Below are 17,615 nucleotides of genomic sequence, written 5' to 3'. Positions count from 1 at the left end.
AAACGTATCAAAAGTCAAGGAGAGTTTATGTACATTTCAGAAAATTGACTTGACTTTGCAAGGGACAATACGCTACACACCGCGAACATAGAGAACATTTGTTACCGGTAATTTTGAAAGGAGTTTCCATGGCAAAATATGAATCTAATTACTTAAGAAATGTGGCAATTGTAGGGCACGGAGCAACAGGAAAGACGTCTCTATGTGAATCATTCCTATTCATCTCTGGTAAAACAGACAGGCCGGGGAAGGTTGATGACGGAACTTCCTGTATGGATTTTGAACCGGAAGAACAGAAACGGCATATTTCTATCAGTGCAGCTACAAATTTCTTCGAATGGGAAAAACATAAAATTACTATTCTTGACACGCCGGGGGATTCCAATTTTGCCTATGATACAAAGAATTGTCTCCGTATTGCCGATGGAGTCATTGTCGTCATAGATGCTGTTGGAGGTGTAGAATTTCAAACAGAGAAGGTCTGGGAATATGCGGACGAGTACAAACTGCCCCGAGTCGCCTTTATCAACAGAATGGACCGTGAGAGGGCTGATTTTGTAAAAACCGTCGAGAGTATCAATAGCCGTCTGGGTAAAAAGGCCACACCCATAGTCCTGCCGATCGGCAAAGAAGAAACCTTCAAGGGGGTAGTTGACCTTATAAACAAGAAGGCCCTGATCTTTGATAATCTCAAGGGTACCTATAAATCAGCAGAAATCCCGCCTGATATGTTGGACACTGTCGAAAAATACCGGGAGAATATGGTGGAAGATATCGCTGAATCCGACGAATCACTCATGGAAAAGTACCTGGAAGCAGGCGAACTGAGCGCTGATGAACTGAAAATTGGCCTGAAGAAGGGTGTAATATCCGGCACCCTCGTACCTGTTGTGTGCGGTTCGGCAACAAAGAATATTGGCGTCGCATCAATGATCGATTTGATTATCACTGCCCTTCCCTCCCCCGTGGATCGCGGCCCGGTTACCGGGAAAAAACCGGGTAATGACGAAGCGGAAATCAGGAATCCAGAAGAATCTGCTCCCTTTTCTGCACTCGTTTTCAAGACCATTGCAGACCCATACGCCGGACGGTTGACATTATTTCGTGTCTTTTCGGGAACAGTCACCTCTGATTCAACGTTTTACAATTCAACACGAAAAATCACAGAAAGGTTTGGAAATATCTTTTTTCTTGAGGGTAAAAACCAAAAACCGGTTGAATCGCTCGTTCCGGGAGATATTGCTGCAGTCGCGAAACTGAAGGAAACAGCCACCGGTGATACGGTATGCGGCGAGAAAGTCCCCATAATTTTTGAAATGGTAGTACCGCCACCGACCATTATGTCTTTTGCCGTGGCCCCAAAGAGCAGGGGAGATGAGGACAAGATCGTTTCCTCTATCAATCGTATAATCGAGGAAGATCCAATCCTTACATTTCACCGCGAAGAACAGACCAAGGAGATGATCCTGTCCGGAATGGGGCAGATTCATATCGAAGTCTCCATCGAAAAAATGAAAAGAAAATTCGGTGTTGAAGTTACGTTAAAAACGCCCAAGGTCCCTTATAGGGAGACAATCAAAGGGAAAACCAATATCCAGGGAAAGTACAAAAAGCAATCCGGAGGCCGTGGGCAGTTCGGAGATTGCTGGCTTGACATAGAACCCATGCCACGAGGCGGAGGATTCGAATTTGTAGATAAGATCGTCGGCGGTGTTATTCCGCAGCAGTATCGGCCCGCTGTCGAGAAAGGAATTATCGAAGCAATGGGTGAAGGTGTTCTCGCCGGGTATCCCGTTGTCGATGTTAAGGTTTTACTCGTAGACGGTTCCTACCACACAGTTGATTCATCAGAAATGGCCTTTAAGATAGCAGGCTCTATGGGATTCAAGAAGGGTGTTCTGGAGTGCCAGCCAGTTCTCCTCGAACCTATTGTTAATCTGGATATCGAGATTCCGGATGAATACATGGGTGACGTCATCGGTGATTTAAATAGCAGGCGTGGTAAAGTCCTGGGGATGGAATCAAAAGGGGCAAACAGGATTGTAAAAGGACAGGTCCCTCTTGCTGAAATACTGAGATATGCACCTGATATCCGATCAATGACAAGCGGGAGAGGAACGTTTACCTATGAGCACTCGCATTATGAAGAGGTTCCGCCCTTTTTTGCAGAGAAAATAATAGCCGAGTCGAAGAAGGAACAACAGTAAATTGTTAATTCACGCAAGTGTCATAACCATAAGTGATAGAGGGTTCCGTGGAGAGAGGGAAGACAAGAGCGGTCCGGAAATAATGATGATGTTAAGGGATATCGGTCTCGACATTGTTGAAACAAAAATAATCCCTGACGAAAAAGATCAAATAATAGAAGCCCTTATTGACTATGCCGATATAAAGGGCATTGATCTTATTATAACGACCGGTGGTACTGGTGTCAGTCCGAGGGACGTAACACCGGATGCAACTCTTGAAGTAATTGATAAAGAAGTGCCGGGTATGGCAGAAGCAATGCGGCGGGCAAGTGCTGTAAAGACGCCGCATGCAATGATATCAAGGGCTGTTGTAGGGATCCGGGGTAACTCACTGATTGTGAATCTCCCCGGCTCTCCAAAGGCTGTCCGGGAGAATCTTGCGGTCATCCTGCCTGCATTGAAACACGCAGTTGAAAAAATCAGAGGCGATGACGCTGAATGTGGGTCCTGAGATAACCCTGAACATTGTCTCTATGTGTGCCCGGCCAGAAGACACCCTTGCATAGTGGGCACATAAAAAATTCGGTATGACTTAAAAACACATGGTTTGGAACCATGCAGAAAACTTCTTCTCTATTAACCTCTACTAAACCTTCATTACATCTCAGACAAATACTAAATATCCGCTCAGGATCAGGGGAAAAAGACAGCTTATCCATCACCTCGCTTATTTGCTCCTCGACATGATCACTGTGGATTATGACAAGCCGGCCTGAAAACTGCCTCCTTTCCATATCTTTTTTTCTTGTCAGAACAATTCTTCCCTCCGTTGCCGCCTTTTTTAAAAAGTTCCGATCCGCATTTCCCGTATGATATACGGTATTATAGCCTAAAATACGTAGCCACTTGGCCAATTTTCCGAGATTAACATCCGTTAAAAACTTCACTTGTAAGCACTGTATCCAAATCTATAGTTCTTTTCCTATTATAGTTGCAAAAAGGATTTGAGGATTCAGCTGAAAGCTGTCAGCTAATCCTGAAAAAACTGACAACTTTTTCGGAGATAAAGCAATTCGATTTATTATGCGCTTATTATTGATCGCCGGGAGTTTTATATTCATCCTCAATTAAAGGTTCTTTTTTACTATCTCTGACTTCTCTTCTGAGTTCTCTAATTGTTTTATTTAACTTATTTATGGTCCTGTTCAGCCTGAATCTCTCCACGATTCCCATAAAGCCCGTAAAGATGACGCCGATCAGAAACGCAATAAAGACAAGCATATAGGTTGGCAACGATATATTCATAAGATCATAATATTTTAACCTGATGAGTAACGTATTTTCCAACGAAAACGTGATAACAAAAAGCATAACCAAAACAATAATAACCGTATAGATAACCTTCATCTTAGACCTCCGGACGATATTCTTTAAAATGCGGCAGAAGTAGCTCACACGTCGTATAAATATCTTCGGGAATGACACGTACGTCCCCAACAACGCTCATGAAATTGGTATCCCCGCTCCACCTTGGCACGATATGTACATGGATATGATCGTCTACTCCGGCACCAGCTGCTTTCCCAAGGTTCATTCCTATATTAAAACCATCGGGGTTCATAGCTTTTTTTAAAACTCTGACAGAGATATCCTGCAGGTTAAATATTTCCAGTTTTTCCTCAGTGAGAAGATCTTCCATCTGACTTATGTGCCTGAAAGGAATGATCATGAGATGACCGCTTATATAGGGGTAACGATTCATCATTACAAAAGCAGTATTCCCTTCAAAAAGAACGAGGTTATCGCTCCTGATCGAATCCTTGCAAAAAATACAACCTGCCGGTTTTTCACTCTTGATGTATGCCATTCTCCAGGGTGCGTATATTTTTTCCATTGAAAGAAACCTTATAAATCATTAAGTTCCATAATTTCCCCTTTAATCTTTTCCCCAATCTCAAGGATGCCGACAGTATTCCGAGATGCAAATCTTTTATCCATTGCTGATCCGGGATTGAAAAAGAGTATCCCCTCCCTAACTACATTTACCGGCCGATGCGTGTGACCGTAAACCAGACAATCCACATGCCCTATTTCTTTCACGAGCTTATTTTCAATACCGAAAGGCATTCCCCATCCATGAATGAGCCCAACCTTAAAATTGTTCAGGTTGAGAATCAGCCGATCAGGGAGGAACTGTCTGACGGAAGGTTGATCCATATTGCCACATACCGCTTTTACATCTATTCCCGCAAATGCATCAAGTACTTTTATATCAACCAAATCTCCTGCATGCAGAATCAGGTCAACATCATAAAAATAATCATCGAAAAGACGCCTGAGTCTCTCGTCATAGCCGGTAAGATGAGTATCTGATATGACGCCTACTTTCACGATTTACCCCTCCCCTTAGTGTGCACGAATTATATAGATACAGCATAAAAAGACAAGCATTATTTGACGACTTTATAAAAAGTCCGAAAGCCTAAGTTACACCGCATCCCTCATTACCGCATGATTTATGTAAATCGTTCTCATATCTTCATCACTGCAACAAACTCCTCAATCGACAATTTTCACCTGATATACGAAAGATGGTATTTTTAAATGAATTATGATAGATACCATGAAAATTTTATTATCTTACACTAACTCCTATGCTCACAATCTCAGGCTATAAAATTCGCGAAACGCTTTATGAAAGCAACAATTCTCTTGTCTTTCGTGCCTATCGGATGGCCGATAATCTTTCTGTTATCCTTAAAACCTTGAGAGAAGAGTATCCTTTGCCGGAACGAATCGCTCAATTCAAACGGGAGTACGAAATCGCTCACGGCTTGAATTCCGGGCCCTGCGCCAAAGATCCAGTAGACGGGGTTGTAGCTACTTACAGTATAGAGAAACATCATCTTAGCTTTGTAATAGTCTCGGAAGATTTCGGCGGTATTTCGTTGGATCGTTGGATGAATAACGGAGAGACAACTCTGCCGGCTAACGGGCTGGCCACATTCTTACCCCTTGCCATCCAGGTGACCAAGTCCCTCGCCCAGATCCACCAGAGGCAAATCATTCATAAAAATATAAACCCCTCTAATATCATTTTCAACAAGAATAACGGCCAGGTCAAAATCATCGACTTTGGCATTTCAACCTCCCTCTCAAGGGAAAATCCAACTTTCAGCAACCCGCACATGTTGGAGGGCACATTGGCGTATCTCTCTCCGGAGCAGACGGGGCGTATGAACAGGGCGGTTGACTATCGCACGGACTTTTACTCGCTGGGAGCAACATTTTATGAATTGATGACGGGACAGATACCTTTCCCGACCGGCGATGTATTGGAATTAGTGCACTGCCACATCGCCAAGCAACCTGCCGCCCCTCATGAACTCAAGCCGGATATCCCCATGGCAGTCTCTGATCTTGTTTTAAAACTTCTTGCTAAAGATGCCGAAGATCGCTACCAATCTGCACACGGCCTTCTTGCCGACCTGGAAAAATGTCTTCAACAGTGGCAGACCGCCGGGAAGATTGAGCCATTCCCGCTTGGACAACGTGATGTCTCTGACCGCTTTCAGATTTCCCAGAAGTTGTACGGGCGAGAGCGAGAGATTGAGGCATTGCTTACCGCTTTCGAGCGAATCAGTGCAGGGCCTGCCGAAATGATGCTGATTTCGGGCTATGCCGGCATTGGCAAGACGGCCTTGGTGCAGGAAATTTACAAGCCGGTGACGCTCCGGCGCGGCTACTTCATCTCCGGCAAGTTTGACCAGTTACATTTCAGCATCCCATACTCAGCATTGATTCAGGTGTTTCGTTCGCTTATCCGGCAGCTTTTAACTGAAAGCGAAATGGCTATCACGGATTGGCGCGAGAAGCTCCAGGTGGCGCTGGGACCAAACGGAGGAGTAATACTTGAGGTAATTCCTGAAGTGGAGCTGATCATCGGTCCACAGCCTGCCGTGCCTGCGCTGGCCCCGATAGAAGCGCAAAACCGCTTTGGTCTTGTATTTCAAAACTTTATCCGGGTATTCACAAAACCTGCACATCCCCTCGTGATATTCCTCGACGATCTGCAATGGGCCGATGTGGCGTCATTGAAGTTAATAGAGCTTCTCCTGATGACTCCTGAAAGCAAATGTCTGTTCTTCGTCGGATCGTACCGTGATAATGATGTAAGCCCGACCCATCCCCTCATGCAGACGGTGGAAGAGATTAAAAAATCCGGATTGACGGTAAATGCCATTACCCTCGCACCATTGGATTTACTGAATGTCACCAGGATGATAACCGATACCCTACACTGCCCTATCGACCAAGCCACGCCATTGGCAGAATTGGTGCTGGCGAGAACCGGCGGTAACCCCTTCTTTCTGCTTGAGTTCTTGAAAAACCTTTATGATGAAGGTCTCATTGTGTTTGACTTTCAACACGGCAGCTGGCAGTGGGAATTGGCACAAATCCAGGCACAGGGCATCACGGATAACGTAGTCGACTTGATTGCGGGCAAGGTGCAGCAGTTGCATTCGGAGACACAGCAGGCATTAAAACTAGCGGCCTGTATCGGCAATGAATTTGACCTGAAGATATTGGCGGATGTGTATAAAAAGTCGCCAAGTGAGACAGCGGCTGATTTATGGCCGGCATTAACTGCCGGGATGGTCTTACCGCTGAGCAAGACCTATAAGTTTGTATCACTGGAGATGGAGGGGTTGGCGGATGAAGTTATCGTCGAATATAAGTTTGCGCATGACCGGGTACATCAGGCACTCTATTCGCTCATTTCCAGGGAAGAAGTACAGGCCATCCACATGCAGGTGGGCCAGCTTCTGCTGCGGAATGCATCACCCTCTGAGCGCGATGCACGGATCTTTGATATTGTCAATCAATTGAACCAGGGACGGGAACTGATTCAAGATCAGACCATTCGCGAGGAATGGGCTGAATTGAATCTGCTGGCTGGGCAGAAGGCAAAATCCTCTGCGGCTTATGATCCGGCATTCTCCTACTTGCAGTCAGGCATTGAACTTTTGAGAAGGGATGGATGGGAAACACAGTATGATTTGTCCTTGACGCTGTACGTCGAGGCAGCTGAAGCGGCCTATCTCAGCGGAAACTTTGAGGCCATGGAGAGCTTGGCAGAGGCTGTGCTAAAAAATGCCAAGACATTGATAGACGAAGTGAAAGTGTATGAGGTCAAGATTCAGGCCTGTATAGCTCAAAACAAACAGATGGAAGCTGTGCAAATTGCGCTCTATATACTTAAACTATTGGGGGTAAAGATTCCACAAAGGCCCAATAAACTACATATCTTATTCGGATTGCTGAGGACTAAGATGGCTTTGGCGGGAAAGCATATTGATGATTTGATTTACCTTCCTGCTATGACCGACCCCCATAAGCTGGCCGCAATGCGCATCCTGGCAAAAATCGGATCTGCAACTTATATTGCCGCTCCCAACCTGATGCCATTGATAGCGTTTAAAGGGATCACTTTATTTATAAGATACGGCACTGCTGCCGAGTCTGCATTTGCCTATGTTGCGTACGGCACGATACTCTGCGGAGTAACAGGAGATATTGACGGCGGTTATCGTTTCGGAAGGCTCGCCTCACGTATGCTGGAACAGATCAACGCCACAAGACTCAAAACCAGGACTCTTTTTGCATTTAATGCCTTCATAAGACATTGGAAGGAATCTATTTGGGAAACATTAACCCCTTTGCGTGAGGGATATCAAAGCGGCCTGGAAACCGGAGACGTAGAGTTTGCGTCTCGTTGCATCCACTCCTACTGTGTCCGCTCATTCTTCGTCGGCAGGCAACTGGAGGAAGTCGAGCGTGACATGACCGTATTCAGTAATGCCGTACGTCAGCTCAAACAAGAGTCGCCTTTACGCTTCTTTGAACCTTTTCACCGGCTTGTCTTGAAATTACTGGGGAGAAGTGAAACCTCACACCGGATAATTTTCAAAAGTGTTGACGAAAAGTGTATTCTGCCGCAGGAGCAAGTGAATGACCAAGTATTTGCTTTGTATACACATTTCTGTAATCTTCTCGGCAATTATCAGTTTGAACAGTTCCCTCAAGCCATTGAAGATGCAAACGCAGCCGAAAGACATATAGGAGGAGCGTTGGCATCAGTAAATGAACCCTACTTATGTCTTTACGATTCACTTGCCCGGATAGCGGTCTATGGTTCCTCTTCAAGGGCTGAACAAAAACGCATCCTGAAAAAGGTCAGCCTTAACCAGAAGAAGCTTTCCAAGTGGGCGCATCATGCCCCGATGAATAATATGCACAAGTTCACTCTGGTAGCGGCAGAGTGTGCCCGCATTTTAGGCCGCCACGAGGAAGCCGGAGGGTATTACGATAAAGCCATTGCTCTGGCGCACGAAAACGAATTTCTCAATGATGAAGCCCTGGCTTATGAACTCGCGGGTAAATTCTATCTTGCGCGAAGTCAAACAAAGATCGCTCAAGGTTACTTGCATGATGCCCGCTACGCCTATTTGCGCTGGGGGGCTTTGGCCAAGGTGCAGGATTTGGAAGCGCGCTATTCCGAGGTGTTAGCCCAGGCAACGGCGGGCCGCGACAATGTCACCTCAAAACCTGCAATCACATTCACTACCCAGCAACAAATCGCCAGCGCCTTTGATCTTAACAGTGTGATCAAAGCCTCGCAAGCCATTTCCGGCGAGATCGTGCTGAATCGGCTGGTAGACAAGTTGATGTCGATCCTCATCGAGAACGCAGGTGCGCAACGAGCCTTTCTTGTATTGGAAAAAAATGGACGATGGTCGATCAATGAAGAAGTCCCCGTCTCCATTATCAATTATGTGTCCCGAACCAGAGAAACCGTGGTCTTGGCAGATGCCTCCCACAACGGCACCTTCACGCTTGACCCCGATATTTTGGCTCGAAAACCAAAATCCATTATCTGTATGCCGTTGCTTCATCAGGGCCAGTTGAGTGGTATTCTTTACCTGGAAAACAACCTGACCACAAACGCCTTTACCCCGGAGCGGTTAGAAATATTGCACCTTCTTTCCGGTCAGATAGCGATTTCGCTTACCAATGCCATGCTTTATGATGAATTGGAAATGCGCGTCCAAAAAAGGACCGCCGAGCTATCAAAAACCAATATTCTTCTGAAACAAGAAATCGCAGATCGCGAAAAGGCGCAGATAGAGCTTCTTCAGGCAAAAGACGCCGCCGAAGAAGCTTACCGCGTTGCCGAAGCCGCAAACCGTGCCAAGAGCACCTTTCTGGCCAACGTGAGCCACGAAATCAGAACCCCTTTAAATGCCATCACCGGATTAACCAATCTCGCATTGGAGACAGAATTATCGGACAAGCAGCATGATTATTTACATAAGATATACGTTTCCTCCCAGAACCTCCTGGGTATCATCAGTGACATACTCGATTTTTCCAAAATCGAGGCGGGCAAGTTGGATTTTGATCATAAGGAATTCGAACTGGAAAGTATTATGGATCATCTCTACAGTATGTTTTCCGACAGGGCCGCTGAGAAGGGAATAAAATTGAACTTTTCGAATACCGGGGATGTACCTTCAATCCTGGTCGGAGATCCCTTACGACTTGAGCAGATACTAATCAATTTGATCAACAATGCGATCAAGTTTACCGACACAGGGGATGTTACGATTATGGTTTGTCTGGAAAAGATGGAAGCTCAAACTGTCCGGCTCCGGTTTGCCGTCAGGGATACCGGTATCGGGATACCCCAAGATTCATTGAAGAAAATCTTCGATACCTTTACCCAGTTGGATGGTTCCGTAACCAGGAAATATGGCGGTACCGGTTTAGGGCTCAGCATCTGCAAACGACTTGTTGAGGTGATGGGTGGTGAGGTCTGGGTTGAAAGCACCCCTGGTAGAGGGAGCACCTTTTATTTTACGGCGGACTTTACCCGGCGGTCGGATGACGAGCAGAAGAAGAAAAAAAAAGATGTCACCCAACCTGAGTTGATTACGAGCATCATCGGTGCACGGGTACTCTTGGTTGAGGACAACATTATCAATCAACAGGTGGCAAAAGAGATTCTGGAGAGCGCCGGTTTGGTGGTTGATGTGACGAATAACGGCAGAGAAGCAGTGGAAACGATTCGTGCATGTGACTATGACGCAGTGATCATGGACGTTCAGATGCCTGTAATGAGCGGATATGAAGCAACCCGTGTGATCCGCGATGATCCCCGCTACACGAAGCTACCGATCATCGCGATGACAGCCCATGCCATGCAGGGAGCAAGCGAGGAATGTCTGGCGGCGGGAATGAATGATTATGTTGTAAAGCCGATAAACAAAGGGGCGTTGTTCTCAGTCCTCAACCGATGGGTGAGACCCCGGTTACACGTTTGGTGTGATGAGCCTGCAGCAGTATGTGATGAAGTAAATATTCAGGCAAATGACCCGGGTCTTCCCGATACTCTACCCGGTATCGATATTGTATCCGGGCTGGAAAGACTAAGTGGAAACAGGAAACTGTTCGCCAAGCTATTAAAAATGTTTTCCCGTGATTATGCCGGTATGACAGATGAGATTAAAGCCGCACTGAATCGTAAAGATACAGAGACAGCAGTACGATTGACACATACCATAAGAGGGGTGGCCGGTAATTTATCAGCCAAGGATCTGCAGAGGTCTGCCTCTGAACTGGAAAAGGGAATTAAGCAACAAATTCCGGGAAAGCTTGACAACCTTTTAGAGACTTTCGAACACTTCTTGACGCAAGTGGTAGAATCAGTTAAAAGTTTCGAATATTCTGGTACAGAGATAACTGAACAAGTTGTTAAAGATCTTGGGGACATTAAATGGGCGTTCAATAATCCAGCAGCGCTTAAGGATGCGATCATACGGCTTGAAGAGGAGAGTATACCATTATGGGAGATTGCAAAACAGCGAGGATTTTTTGATGAAATCAGCAGATTCGGACTGCATGTAAAAGCACAGGGAGAAAACTACGGTCTAAAACACCTGGAGAAATTCGGAGACGACCTGATTGCGCACGTTAGTAGTTACGACATCGAAAATATTAACCTTCTCCTAAACTCTTTTCCGGAACTTGTTGATAAAATAAAGTCACTGAAGTAGATTTTTTTCATATGGAGAAACGCAATGACGCACGTTAAGCAAGATAATAATTGCAGTATATTGATAGTCGATGATGTTCCCCAAGATATACAAGTAATCGCAAATATAATGCAAAATGAAGGTTACCGGATGGCCTTTGCCCAAGATGGAAGAACCGCTCTCAAAAAGGTCGGGGAAATCATATTTGACCTTATTCTTCTTGATGTCGTAATGCCTGAGATGGACGGGTTTGATGTCTGCAGAATATTGAAGGGATCTAGAAATACGATGGAGATTCCCGTTATTTTTCTAACGGCGAAGACCGAAGCGGAAGATATCGTGCATGGATTTGAAGCCGGGGCTGTAGATTACGTGGCAAAACCCTTCAACTCTTCGGAATTACTTGTCAGGGTCAGGACCCATGTGGAGTTGAAGAAAAAGAGAGACCGTGAAAAGGAACTGGTATCGAGACTAGAGGCCGCCTTGGCGGAGATCAAGCAACTATCCGGCCTTCTCCCCATATGTTCCGGATGCAAAAAGATCAGGGATGATGAAGGATACTGGCAACAGTTGGAACAGTATTTTTCGAACCATTCTGATGTACGATTCACCCACGGTGTTTGCCCTGACTGCATAAAAAAAATCTACCCTGCGTTTGCTTCAAGAGTATTGAAGGATTAATTATGCCGAATATGGAGCACAATAAAGTGAAGAAAATGGTAATATGTTCGAGGAGCCGTTAAACGATGAACAATGATTGTATTCCTTCAGAACCGAAACGACCAATTGTTTTGATTGTTGATGACACCCGGATAGAGATTCAAATCATGGCGACGGCCCTCAGCATGGAAGGATATCAGACCGTGGTTGCCATGAACGGTAGACAGGCTTTGGATAATGTCGAGAAGATTTTGCCCGATCTTATTCTTTTGGATGTAATGATGCCCGGAATGGATGGTTTTGAAGTCTGTAGAACATTGAAGGGATTAGCGAGCACAATGGACATTCCCGTCATATTTCTAACCGTGAAGGATGAAATTGAAGACATCGTGAAGGGATTCGATGCAGGAGCTGTGGATTATGTGACAAAACCCTTTAACTCTGCTGAATTACTTGCCAGGGTCCGTACACATGTAGAGTTGAAGAAAAAAAAAGACAATGAAAAATACCTGATTTCCCGACTAACTGCAACATTGTCGGAACAACGGCAAGCAGAAGAGGCCCTGCGGCAAGCAAACGAGAATTTAGAATTGATGGTAGAGGAGCGAACTACCGAACTCTTGCTGAAAAACCGTCAACTGAGTGAAGAAATTGAAGAGCGTAAGCGCACAGAGGTGAATTTGGAGCTCAAATCCCAGAAGCTTGAGGAATTCAATACCGCCCTGAAAGTTTTGCTCAACCAGAGGCAAGCAGATAAAAAATCTCTCGAAGAGTGGGTAATGGCAAATATCAAGAACCTCATTATGCCCCATATTAAAAAATTGAAAAAGACCATTTTAAAAGAAACCAAAGCCGCAGTATACGTAAATATCATCGAATCAAATCTTAAAAATATTACATCTTCGTTTTCACAAACGTTGTCCTCAAAATATCTAAACCTTACTTCCAAGGAAATTCAGGTCGCGAATCTTATCAAAGAGGGAAAGATCAGCAAAGACATAGCAGCGTTGCTGAATGTCTCCGGAAGGACCGTTGATTTTCACAGGAAAAATATAAGAAGTAAACTCGGCCTTCAAAAAAAGAAAGAAAATCTTCAATCCTCTCTTTCAAAGCTATCGTAACTATTTAAAAAATCCAATAAAAGGTAATCGTAATCATGCTTGAATCCGCATTAGATAAAATGGCAGAAACCATCCTCAATCTTGATGAGGCATCCCTCACCGGTTTATGGGATAAATATAAGAAAAAGATGGAGCATTTCGATACATCGAGGGAATGGGAAAAGGCGGTTATAATTTTTTTTATCATCAATTCCATGAGAGTGAAGAATCATATATTCAATGAGAATATCCTCAATCTGCAGAAAAAGCAGAACAAACCGGAAAGACCGCCAAAAGGAAAGCCGGACCTGAAACTGGTCAAGTAAAAAACGAGATGGACACTGATACTGCCGTTAAGAGAATTGAAGAGCTCCGGACTTTAGTCAATTACCATAACCTGCGTTATTATCAACTTGATGACCCGGAAATAACCGACGTCGAATACGATCGCCTCATGAAGGAACTTATCGATCTGGAATATCAATTTCCGGAAATTGACGTATCCGACTCTCCCACACAGCGCGTCGGGGCGGCGCCCCTGGAAAAATTCGAAACCCTTGCCCATAGTACGCCAATGCTCAGCCTTGCCAATGCCTTTTCCGAGCAAGATATTATTGATTTCAATGAGCGTCTCAAGCGATCCTCAGGAACAACCGAAAATATAACCTTTGTCGTTGAACCGAAACTCGACGGAGTGGCCGTAAACCTCATCTATAACAATGGTATCTTTGATGTCGGACTGACGAGAGGAGATGGGACACTGGGGGAGGTAATAACTCAGAATCTCAAAACCATTCACACGATCCCCCTGAGAATAAATGAAGGTAAGAATTCCCTTATCCCTGAAACAATCGAAATCAGAGGAGAAGTATATATAGGAATCGATTCGTTCAAAAGGCTTAATAAACGCAGACTGGAGGAAGGTGATCATTCATTTGCCAATCCCCGAAATGCGGCTGCAGGGTCACTGCGGCAGCTGGATTCAAGGATCACGGCGAAAAGACCCTTGAATATCTTCTGTTACGGCATCGGCATGGCCACAGGTGTCACCTTTAAGAGCCACTGGGAGGTTTTACAAACCCTCTCTCAATGGGGATTTAACGTCAACCCTTATGTTCAACAGGCCAAAGATATCCATGAGTGCATCCGGTACTATCATCATATCAACGATATCAGGCGTGAGCTTCCCTACGAAATCGATGGCGTCGTAATCAAAGTAGACGATCTCAGCATTCAGGAACGTCTGGGCGCTGTTTCTCGTAGTCCCCGATGGGCCGTCGCCTGCAAATTTGCGGCAACCCATGAAACAACGGTCATAGAAGACATAATCGTTCAGGTCGGACGAACCGGTGTATTGACGCCGGTAGCCATTTTAAAACCGGTCCGGGTCGGTGGCGTTACCGTCAGCCGGGCTACCCTCCATAACCAGGATGAGATCGATAAAAAGGATATTCGCATAGGTGATACCGTCATTATTCAGAGAGCGGGAGATGTAATCCCGGAGGTTGTAAAGGTAATTGAATCAAAGAGAAGGGACACGGAAACTAAATTTGTCATACCCGCCGCCTGCCCGCAATGCGGCTCAGAGGTTGTTCGCCTTGAAGGTGAGTCGGCCTATCGGTGCATCGGCATGGCCTGCCCTGCCCAGATCAAAGAACATATTGCTCACTTTGCCTCTCGCGGCGGGATGGATATTGAGGGACTTGGCGATAAACTTGTCTCGCAGTTGGTGAATACTAACACAATAAAAGACCCGGCCGATCTCTATTTTATGACGAAAGATCAATTGCTCACCGTTGACAGGATGGCAGAAAAATCAGTAAACAACCTCCTTGCCGCCATAGAACGGTCCAAATCACCATCCCTTGAAAAATTTCTCTTTGCGCTGGGGATCAGGCATGTAGGAGAGCATATGGCCAGAGTCCTCGCCAGGTCATTCATGACGCTTGACAGACTCATCCAGGCAACAGAAAACGACCTGACGGCAATCAGAGACATCGGTCCCGAGGCAGCCGGTAGTATTACCCGATTTTTCAGCGAGCCATCCAATATCAAAGTAATCGAGAAATTCAGGGCGGCTGGGGTCAAACCCATGGAAATGGTTCAGCCTGAAACTGCAATCCTCTCTGGAAAATCCTTCGTTTTTACAGGAACACTGACTAAACTGACAAGAAATGAAGCTAAGCGGATTGTTGAATCCCTTGGGGCTTTAACCACTGATTCCGTCACTAATAATACCGATTACTTAGTTGCCGGTGAATCACCCGGATCAAAACTTGATAAAGCGAAAGCATCGGGTGTTACGATCCTTGATGAGGAAGAATTTTTGAATCTAATTGGCAAGAATTCAATGTCATTGACTTAAGCACTTTGACTCCCCTCTTTTCTAAAGAGGGGTTGGGGGAGATTTTACGAACCATCGTAAAAAAATCCCCCTGAATCCCCCTTTACGAAGGGGGACTTAAAGAGACAACATTCTTAAGTCATTGACATTGGGCAAGAAGTAAAGAAATGAATAGGATGCACGTTATCGTTTCCGGGAGGGTCCAGGGCGTCTTCTTCCGGGCATATACCAGAGAGACCGCCCTGGCTTTAAAACTAACCGGATGGGTAAGAAATCTTCCCGATGGCAGAGTTGAAATCGTCTTTGAAGGGGAAGATACAAATGTTCAGTCAATGCTGGAATGGTGTAAAAAAGGACCACCGCACGCTATTGTCAATGAACTCGAAGCGAGCGAGCAAACCTATACCGGAGAATTCCGGGACTTTCGCATTATCACCTAACGGTATTCCGTAAACGTCTCTCCAAAACCCTCCATTGAATTTATGATGGTGGCATCATCAACACAAAATGCAATCCTGAAATACCCCGGCCCTCCGAAACCGCTGCCGGGAACCGTCAGTATTCGCCTCTTCTGCAACGCCCTGACAAATTCAATATCATCTTCAATCGGTGTCCTGGGAAAGAGGTAAAAGCTCCCATCCGGCCTTGAAAATTCATAACCTAAGGATGAAAGGCCGTCGCAGAGGAGCTCTCTCTTCCTCCAGTATTCCCCCACATTAATCTTCACGCCCTGTATCTTTGCTATTACCCTCTGCATAAGTGCAGGGGCATTGACAAAACCGAGAGTCCTGTTGTACAGAATCAGGCCGCTCATAACCTCTTCAAAATCGGATATGCCCGGATTTACCGCTAAATATCCAATCCTTTCACCGGCAAGGGAAAGACTTTTCGAATAGGAAGTGGCAATCATGCTGTTTCTATAGGCCTTCAATAAGCTCGGGACCGTGACGCCGTCATAGACAATATCTCTGTAGGGCTCGTCTGATACAAGGTAAATATCCCTGCCGTATGCCCTGCTCCTCTCTTCCAAAAGTTCAGCAAGCCCTCGTATCGATGCTTCATCGTACACTTTCCCCGTCGGATTATTGGGAGAATTGATGAGGAATATCTTTGTCTTTTCCGTAAGAGCATCTCGTATCGCATTGAGATCGAGGGAAAAATCGGCTTTTGTCTTTACGAATGTTGCAACGCCGTTTGCGTTATCGACATAAAACCGGTATTCCAGGAAACATGGCGTGGGAATAAGAACCTCGTCGCCCGGCTAAAGGAAATCCTTACAAATCACATTGAGCGCCCCTGCTGCGCCGCAGGTTACAATAACGTGATCGGCATTCAGAGACATACCGTGTTCTTTGCTGACAGACGCGGCAATAGCCTCTCTCGTCTCCAGGTATCCCGCATTTGACATATATCCATGAATGCCGGGAAGATCCTCTCCTGCAATCTTGCGGAGCGTTTCCTTAAACTCAACCGGTGGCTCGACGCTTGGATTACCGAGGCTGAAATCAAATACATTCCCGGCCCCGTATTGCTTCTTTAAGAGGTTCCCCTCCTCAAACATCTTTCTGATCCATGAAGACTGAGAAATATATCCGTGCACTTTTCTGGAAATAGGCATAATGAACTCCTCAACGCATGCGAATGCAATGTATCTCGCAGGTCATTAACACAGCATGCCTGTTACGTCAATATGACGAATTGCCTCAAATTATTGCTCCGGCTACTAAATGCTTAAATACAGTCATTTCCAATCATTCCCTTGTCTTTCTCGCACAGGCAGGAAACTACAAATCTATCCGCCTCCCTGTGATTCCCGCAAAGGCGAGAATTCAGAAATATAGCCACCTCCCAGTCATACCTGCTAAAGATTGAATCCAGGAATGTTTCGGATTTTCTGATTGCACCCTTCGGGTTTATTTGGAAGTATTACGATTGCGAAGTTACGTCTTCTTTAAGAAAATACTGAATTGAAGACTTTTTTATGAAGTTCAGGACATGGATGTTCCGGTCCACGTTTCTTTAAATCAATATCGAGTTCAATGGCTTATAGTATCCCTGGTTCAAGAAATTACACTTACAGTCAAGAAATATTCCCTTCAACATTTTTCACATCGGGTTGCTATTTAAAATCGCTGTATCCACCTACAAAGAGCGGGTCAATAGCACATCAAGATTTGTTCATTTCCATTGGAAAGTGAGAAAGGCAATGTGACTTAGGTAAGAGGTA

12 protein-coding genes and 1 pseudogene are annotated in these 17,615 nt (G+C 45.3%); 8 read left to right on the top strand and 5 right to left on the bottom strand.

Annotated features, from left to right (window positions below; translation table 11 throughout):
- Nucleotides 1–128: 128 nt before the first annotated feature.
- Together fusA and NTW12_05050 are read left to right on the top strand one after the other, a co-directional pair.
- On the top strand, nucleotides 129–2,207 hold the full coding sequence (gene fusA, locus NTW12_05055) for an elongation factor G (GenBank protein ID MCX5845714.1): 2,079 nt from the start codon (nucleotides 129–131) through the stop codon (nucleotides 2,205–2,207).
- A 7-nt stretch (nucleotides 2,208–2,214) separates the two neighbouring features.
- Nucleotides 2,215–2,700 (top strand): MogA/MoaB family molybdenum cofactor biosynthesis protein, encoded by a 486-nt coding sequence (locus NTW12_05050; protein MCX5845713.1) that lies wholly within the window; start codon nucleotides 2,215–2,217, stop codon nucleotides 2,698–2,700.
- Here the strand turns inward: NTW12_05050 and NTW12_05045 are convergent.
- The 4 genes from NTW12_05045 to NTW12_05030 form a co-directional block, all read right to left on the bottom strand.
- Complete coding sequence (locus NTW12_05045; protein ID MCX5845712.1) at nucleotides 2,669–3,136, bottom strand: Mut7-C RNAse domain-containing protein; 468 nt, start codon at nucleotides 3,134–3,136, stop codon at nucleotides 2,669–2,671. The two genes, NTW12_05050 and NTW12_05045, sit on opposite strands and share 32 nt — an antisense overlap.
- A 145-nt stretch (nucleotides 3,137–3,281) precedes the next feature.
- Entirely contained in the window at nucleotides 3,282–3,596 is a 315-nt protein-coding gene (locus tag NTW12_05040) for a LapA family protein (protein MCX5845711.1), read from the bottom strand.
- Between the two features lies 1 nt (nucleotide 3,597).
- The gene (locus tag NTW12_05035; GenBank protein MCX5845710.1) at nucleotides 3,598–4,083 is read right to left on the bottom strand and encodes an HIT domain-containing protein; all 486 of its coding nucleotides are present in this window, start codon (nucleotides 4,081–4,083) and stop codon (nucleotides 3,598–3,600) included.
- An 11-nt stretch (nucleotides 4,084–4,094) separates the two neighbouring features.
- Entirely contained in the window at nucleotides 4,095–4,580 is a 486-nt protein-coding gene (locus NTW12_05030) for a metallophosphoesterase family protein (GenBank protein ID MCX5845709.1), read from the bottom strand.
- A 263-nt stretch (nucleotides 4,581–4,843) separates the two neighbouring features.
- On the opposite strand from NTW12_05030, the gene NTW12_05025 reads away from it, so the two are divergent.
- The 6 genes from NTW12_05025 (at nucleotide 4,844) to NTW12_05000 (ending at nucleotide 15,828) form a co-directional block, all read left to right on the top strand.
- Complete coding sequence (locus NTW12_05025; GenBank protein ID MCX5845708.1) at nucleotides 4,844–11,305, top strand: AAA family ATPase; 6,462 nt, start codon at nucleotides 4,844–4,846, stop codon at nucleotides 11,303–11,305.
- Nucleotides 11,306–11,329: 24 nt separating this feature from the next.
- On the top strand, nucleotides 11,330–11,965 hold the full coding sequence (locus tag NTW12_05020; GenBank protein ID MCX5845707.1) for a response regulator: 636 nt from the start codon (nucleotides 11,330–11,332) through the stop codon (nucleotides 11,963–11,965).
- A 65-nt stretch (nucleotides 11,966–12,030) separates the two neighbouring features.
- Nucleotides 12,031–13,065 (top strand): response regulator, encoded by a 1,035-nt coding sequence (locus NTW12_05015; protein ID MCX5845706.1) that lies wholly within the window; start codon nucleotides 12,031–12,033, stop codon nucleotides 13,063–13,065.
- Between the two features lie 35 nt (nucleotides 13,066–13,100).
- Nucleotides 13,101–13,370 (top strand): hypothetical protein, encoded by a 270-nt coding sequence (locus NTW12_05010; protein MCX5845705.1) that lies wholly within the window; start codon nucleotides 13,101–13,103, stop codon nucleotides 13,368–13,370.
- 8 nt (nucleotides 13,371–13,378) lie between these two features.
- Nucleotides 13,379–15,409 carry an NAD-dependent DNA ligase LigA gene (gene ligA, locus NTW12_05005; GenBank protein ID MCX5845704.1) on the top strand — a complete coding sequence of 677 codons (2,031 nt, stop codon included), beginning with the start codon at nucleotides 13,379–13,381 and terminating at the stop codon, nucleotides 15,407–15,409.
- 146 nt (nucleotides 15,410–15,555) lie between these two features.
- Nucleotides 15,556–15,828, top strand: coding sequence for an acylphosphatase (locus tag NTW12_05000; GenBank protein ID MCX5845703.1), 273 nt, complete (start codon nucleotides 15,556–15,558; stop codon nucleotides 15,826–15,828).
- Here NTW12_05000 and NTW12_04995 read toward each other — a convergent pair.
- A pseudogene (locus NTW12_04995) lies at nucleotides 15,825–17,006 on the bottom strand (pyridoxal phosphate-dependent aminotransferase). The gene NTW12_05000 and the pseudogene NTW12_04995 overlap by 4 nt on opposite strands.
- Nucleotides 17,007–17,615 lie beyond the last annotated feature (609 nt).

This window comes from Deltaproteobacteria bacterium (genome assembly GCA_026388545.1).
Lineage (GTDB): Bacteria > Desulfobacterota > Syntrophia > Syntrophales > UBA2185 > JAPLJS01.
This window is presented reverse-complemented; position numbering and strand designations above follow the sequence as displayed.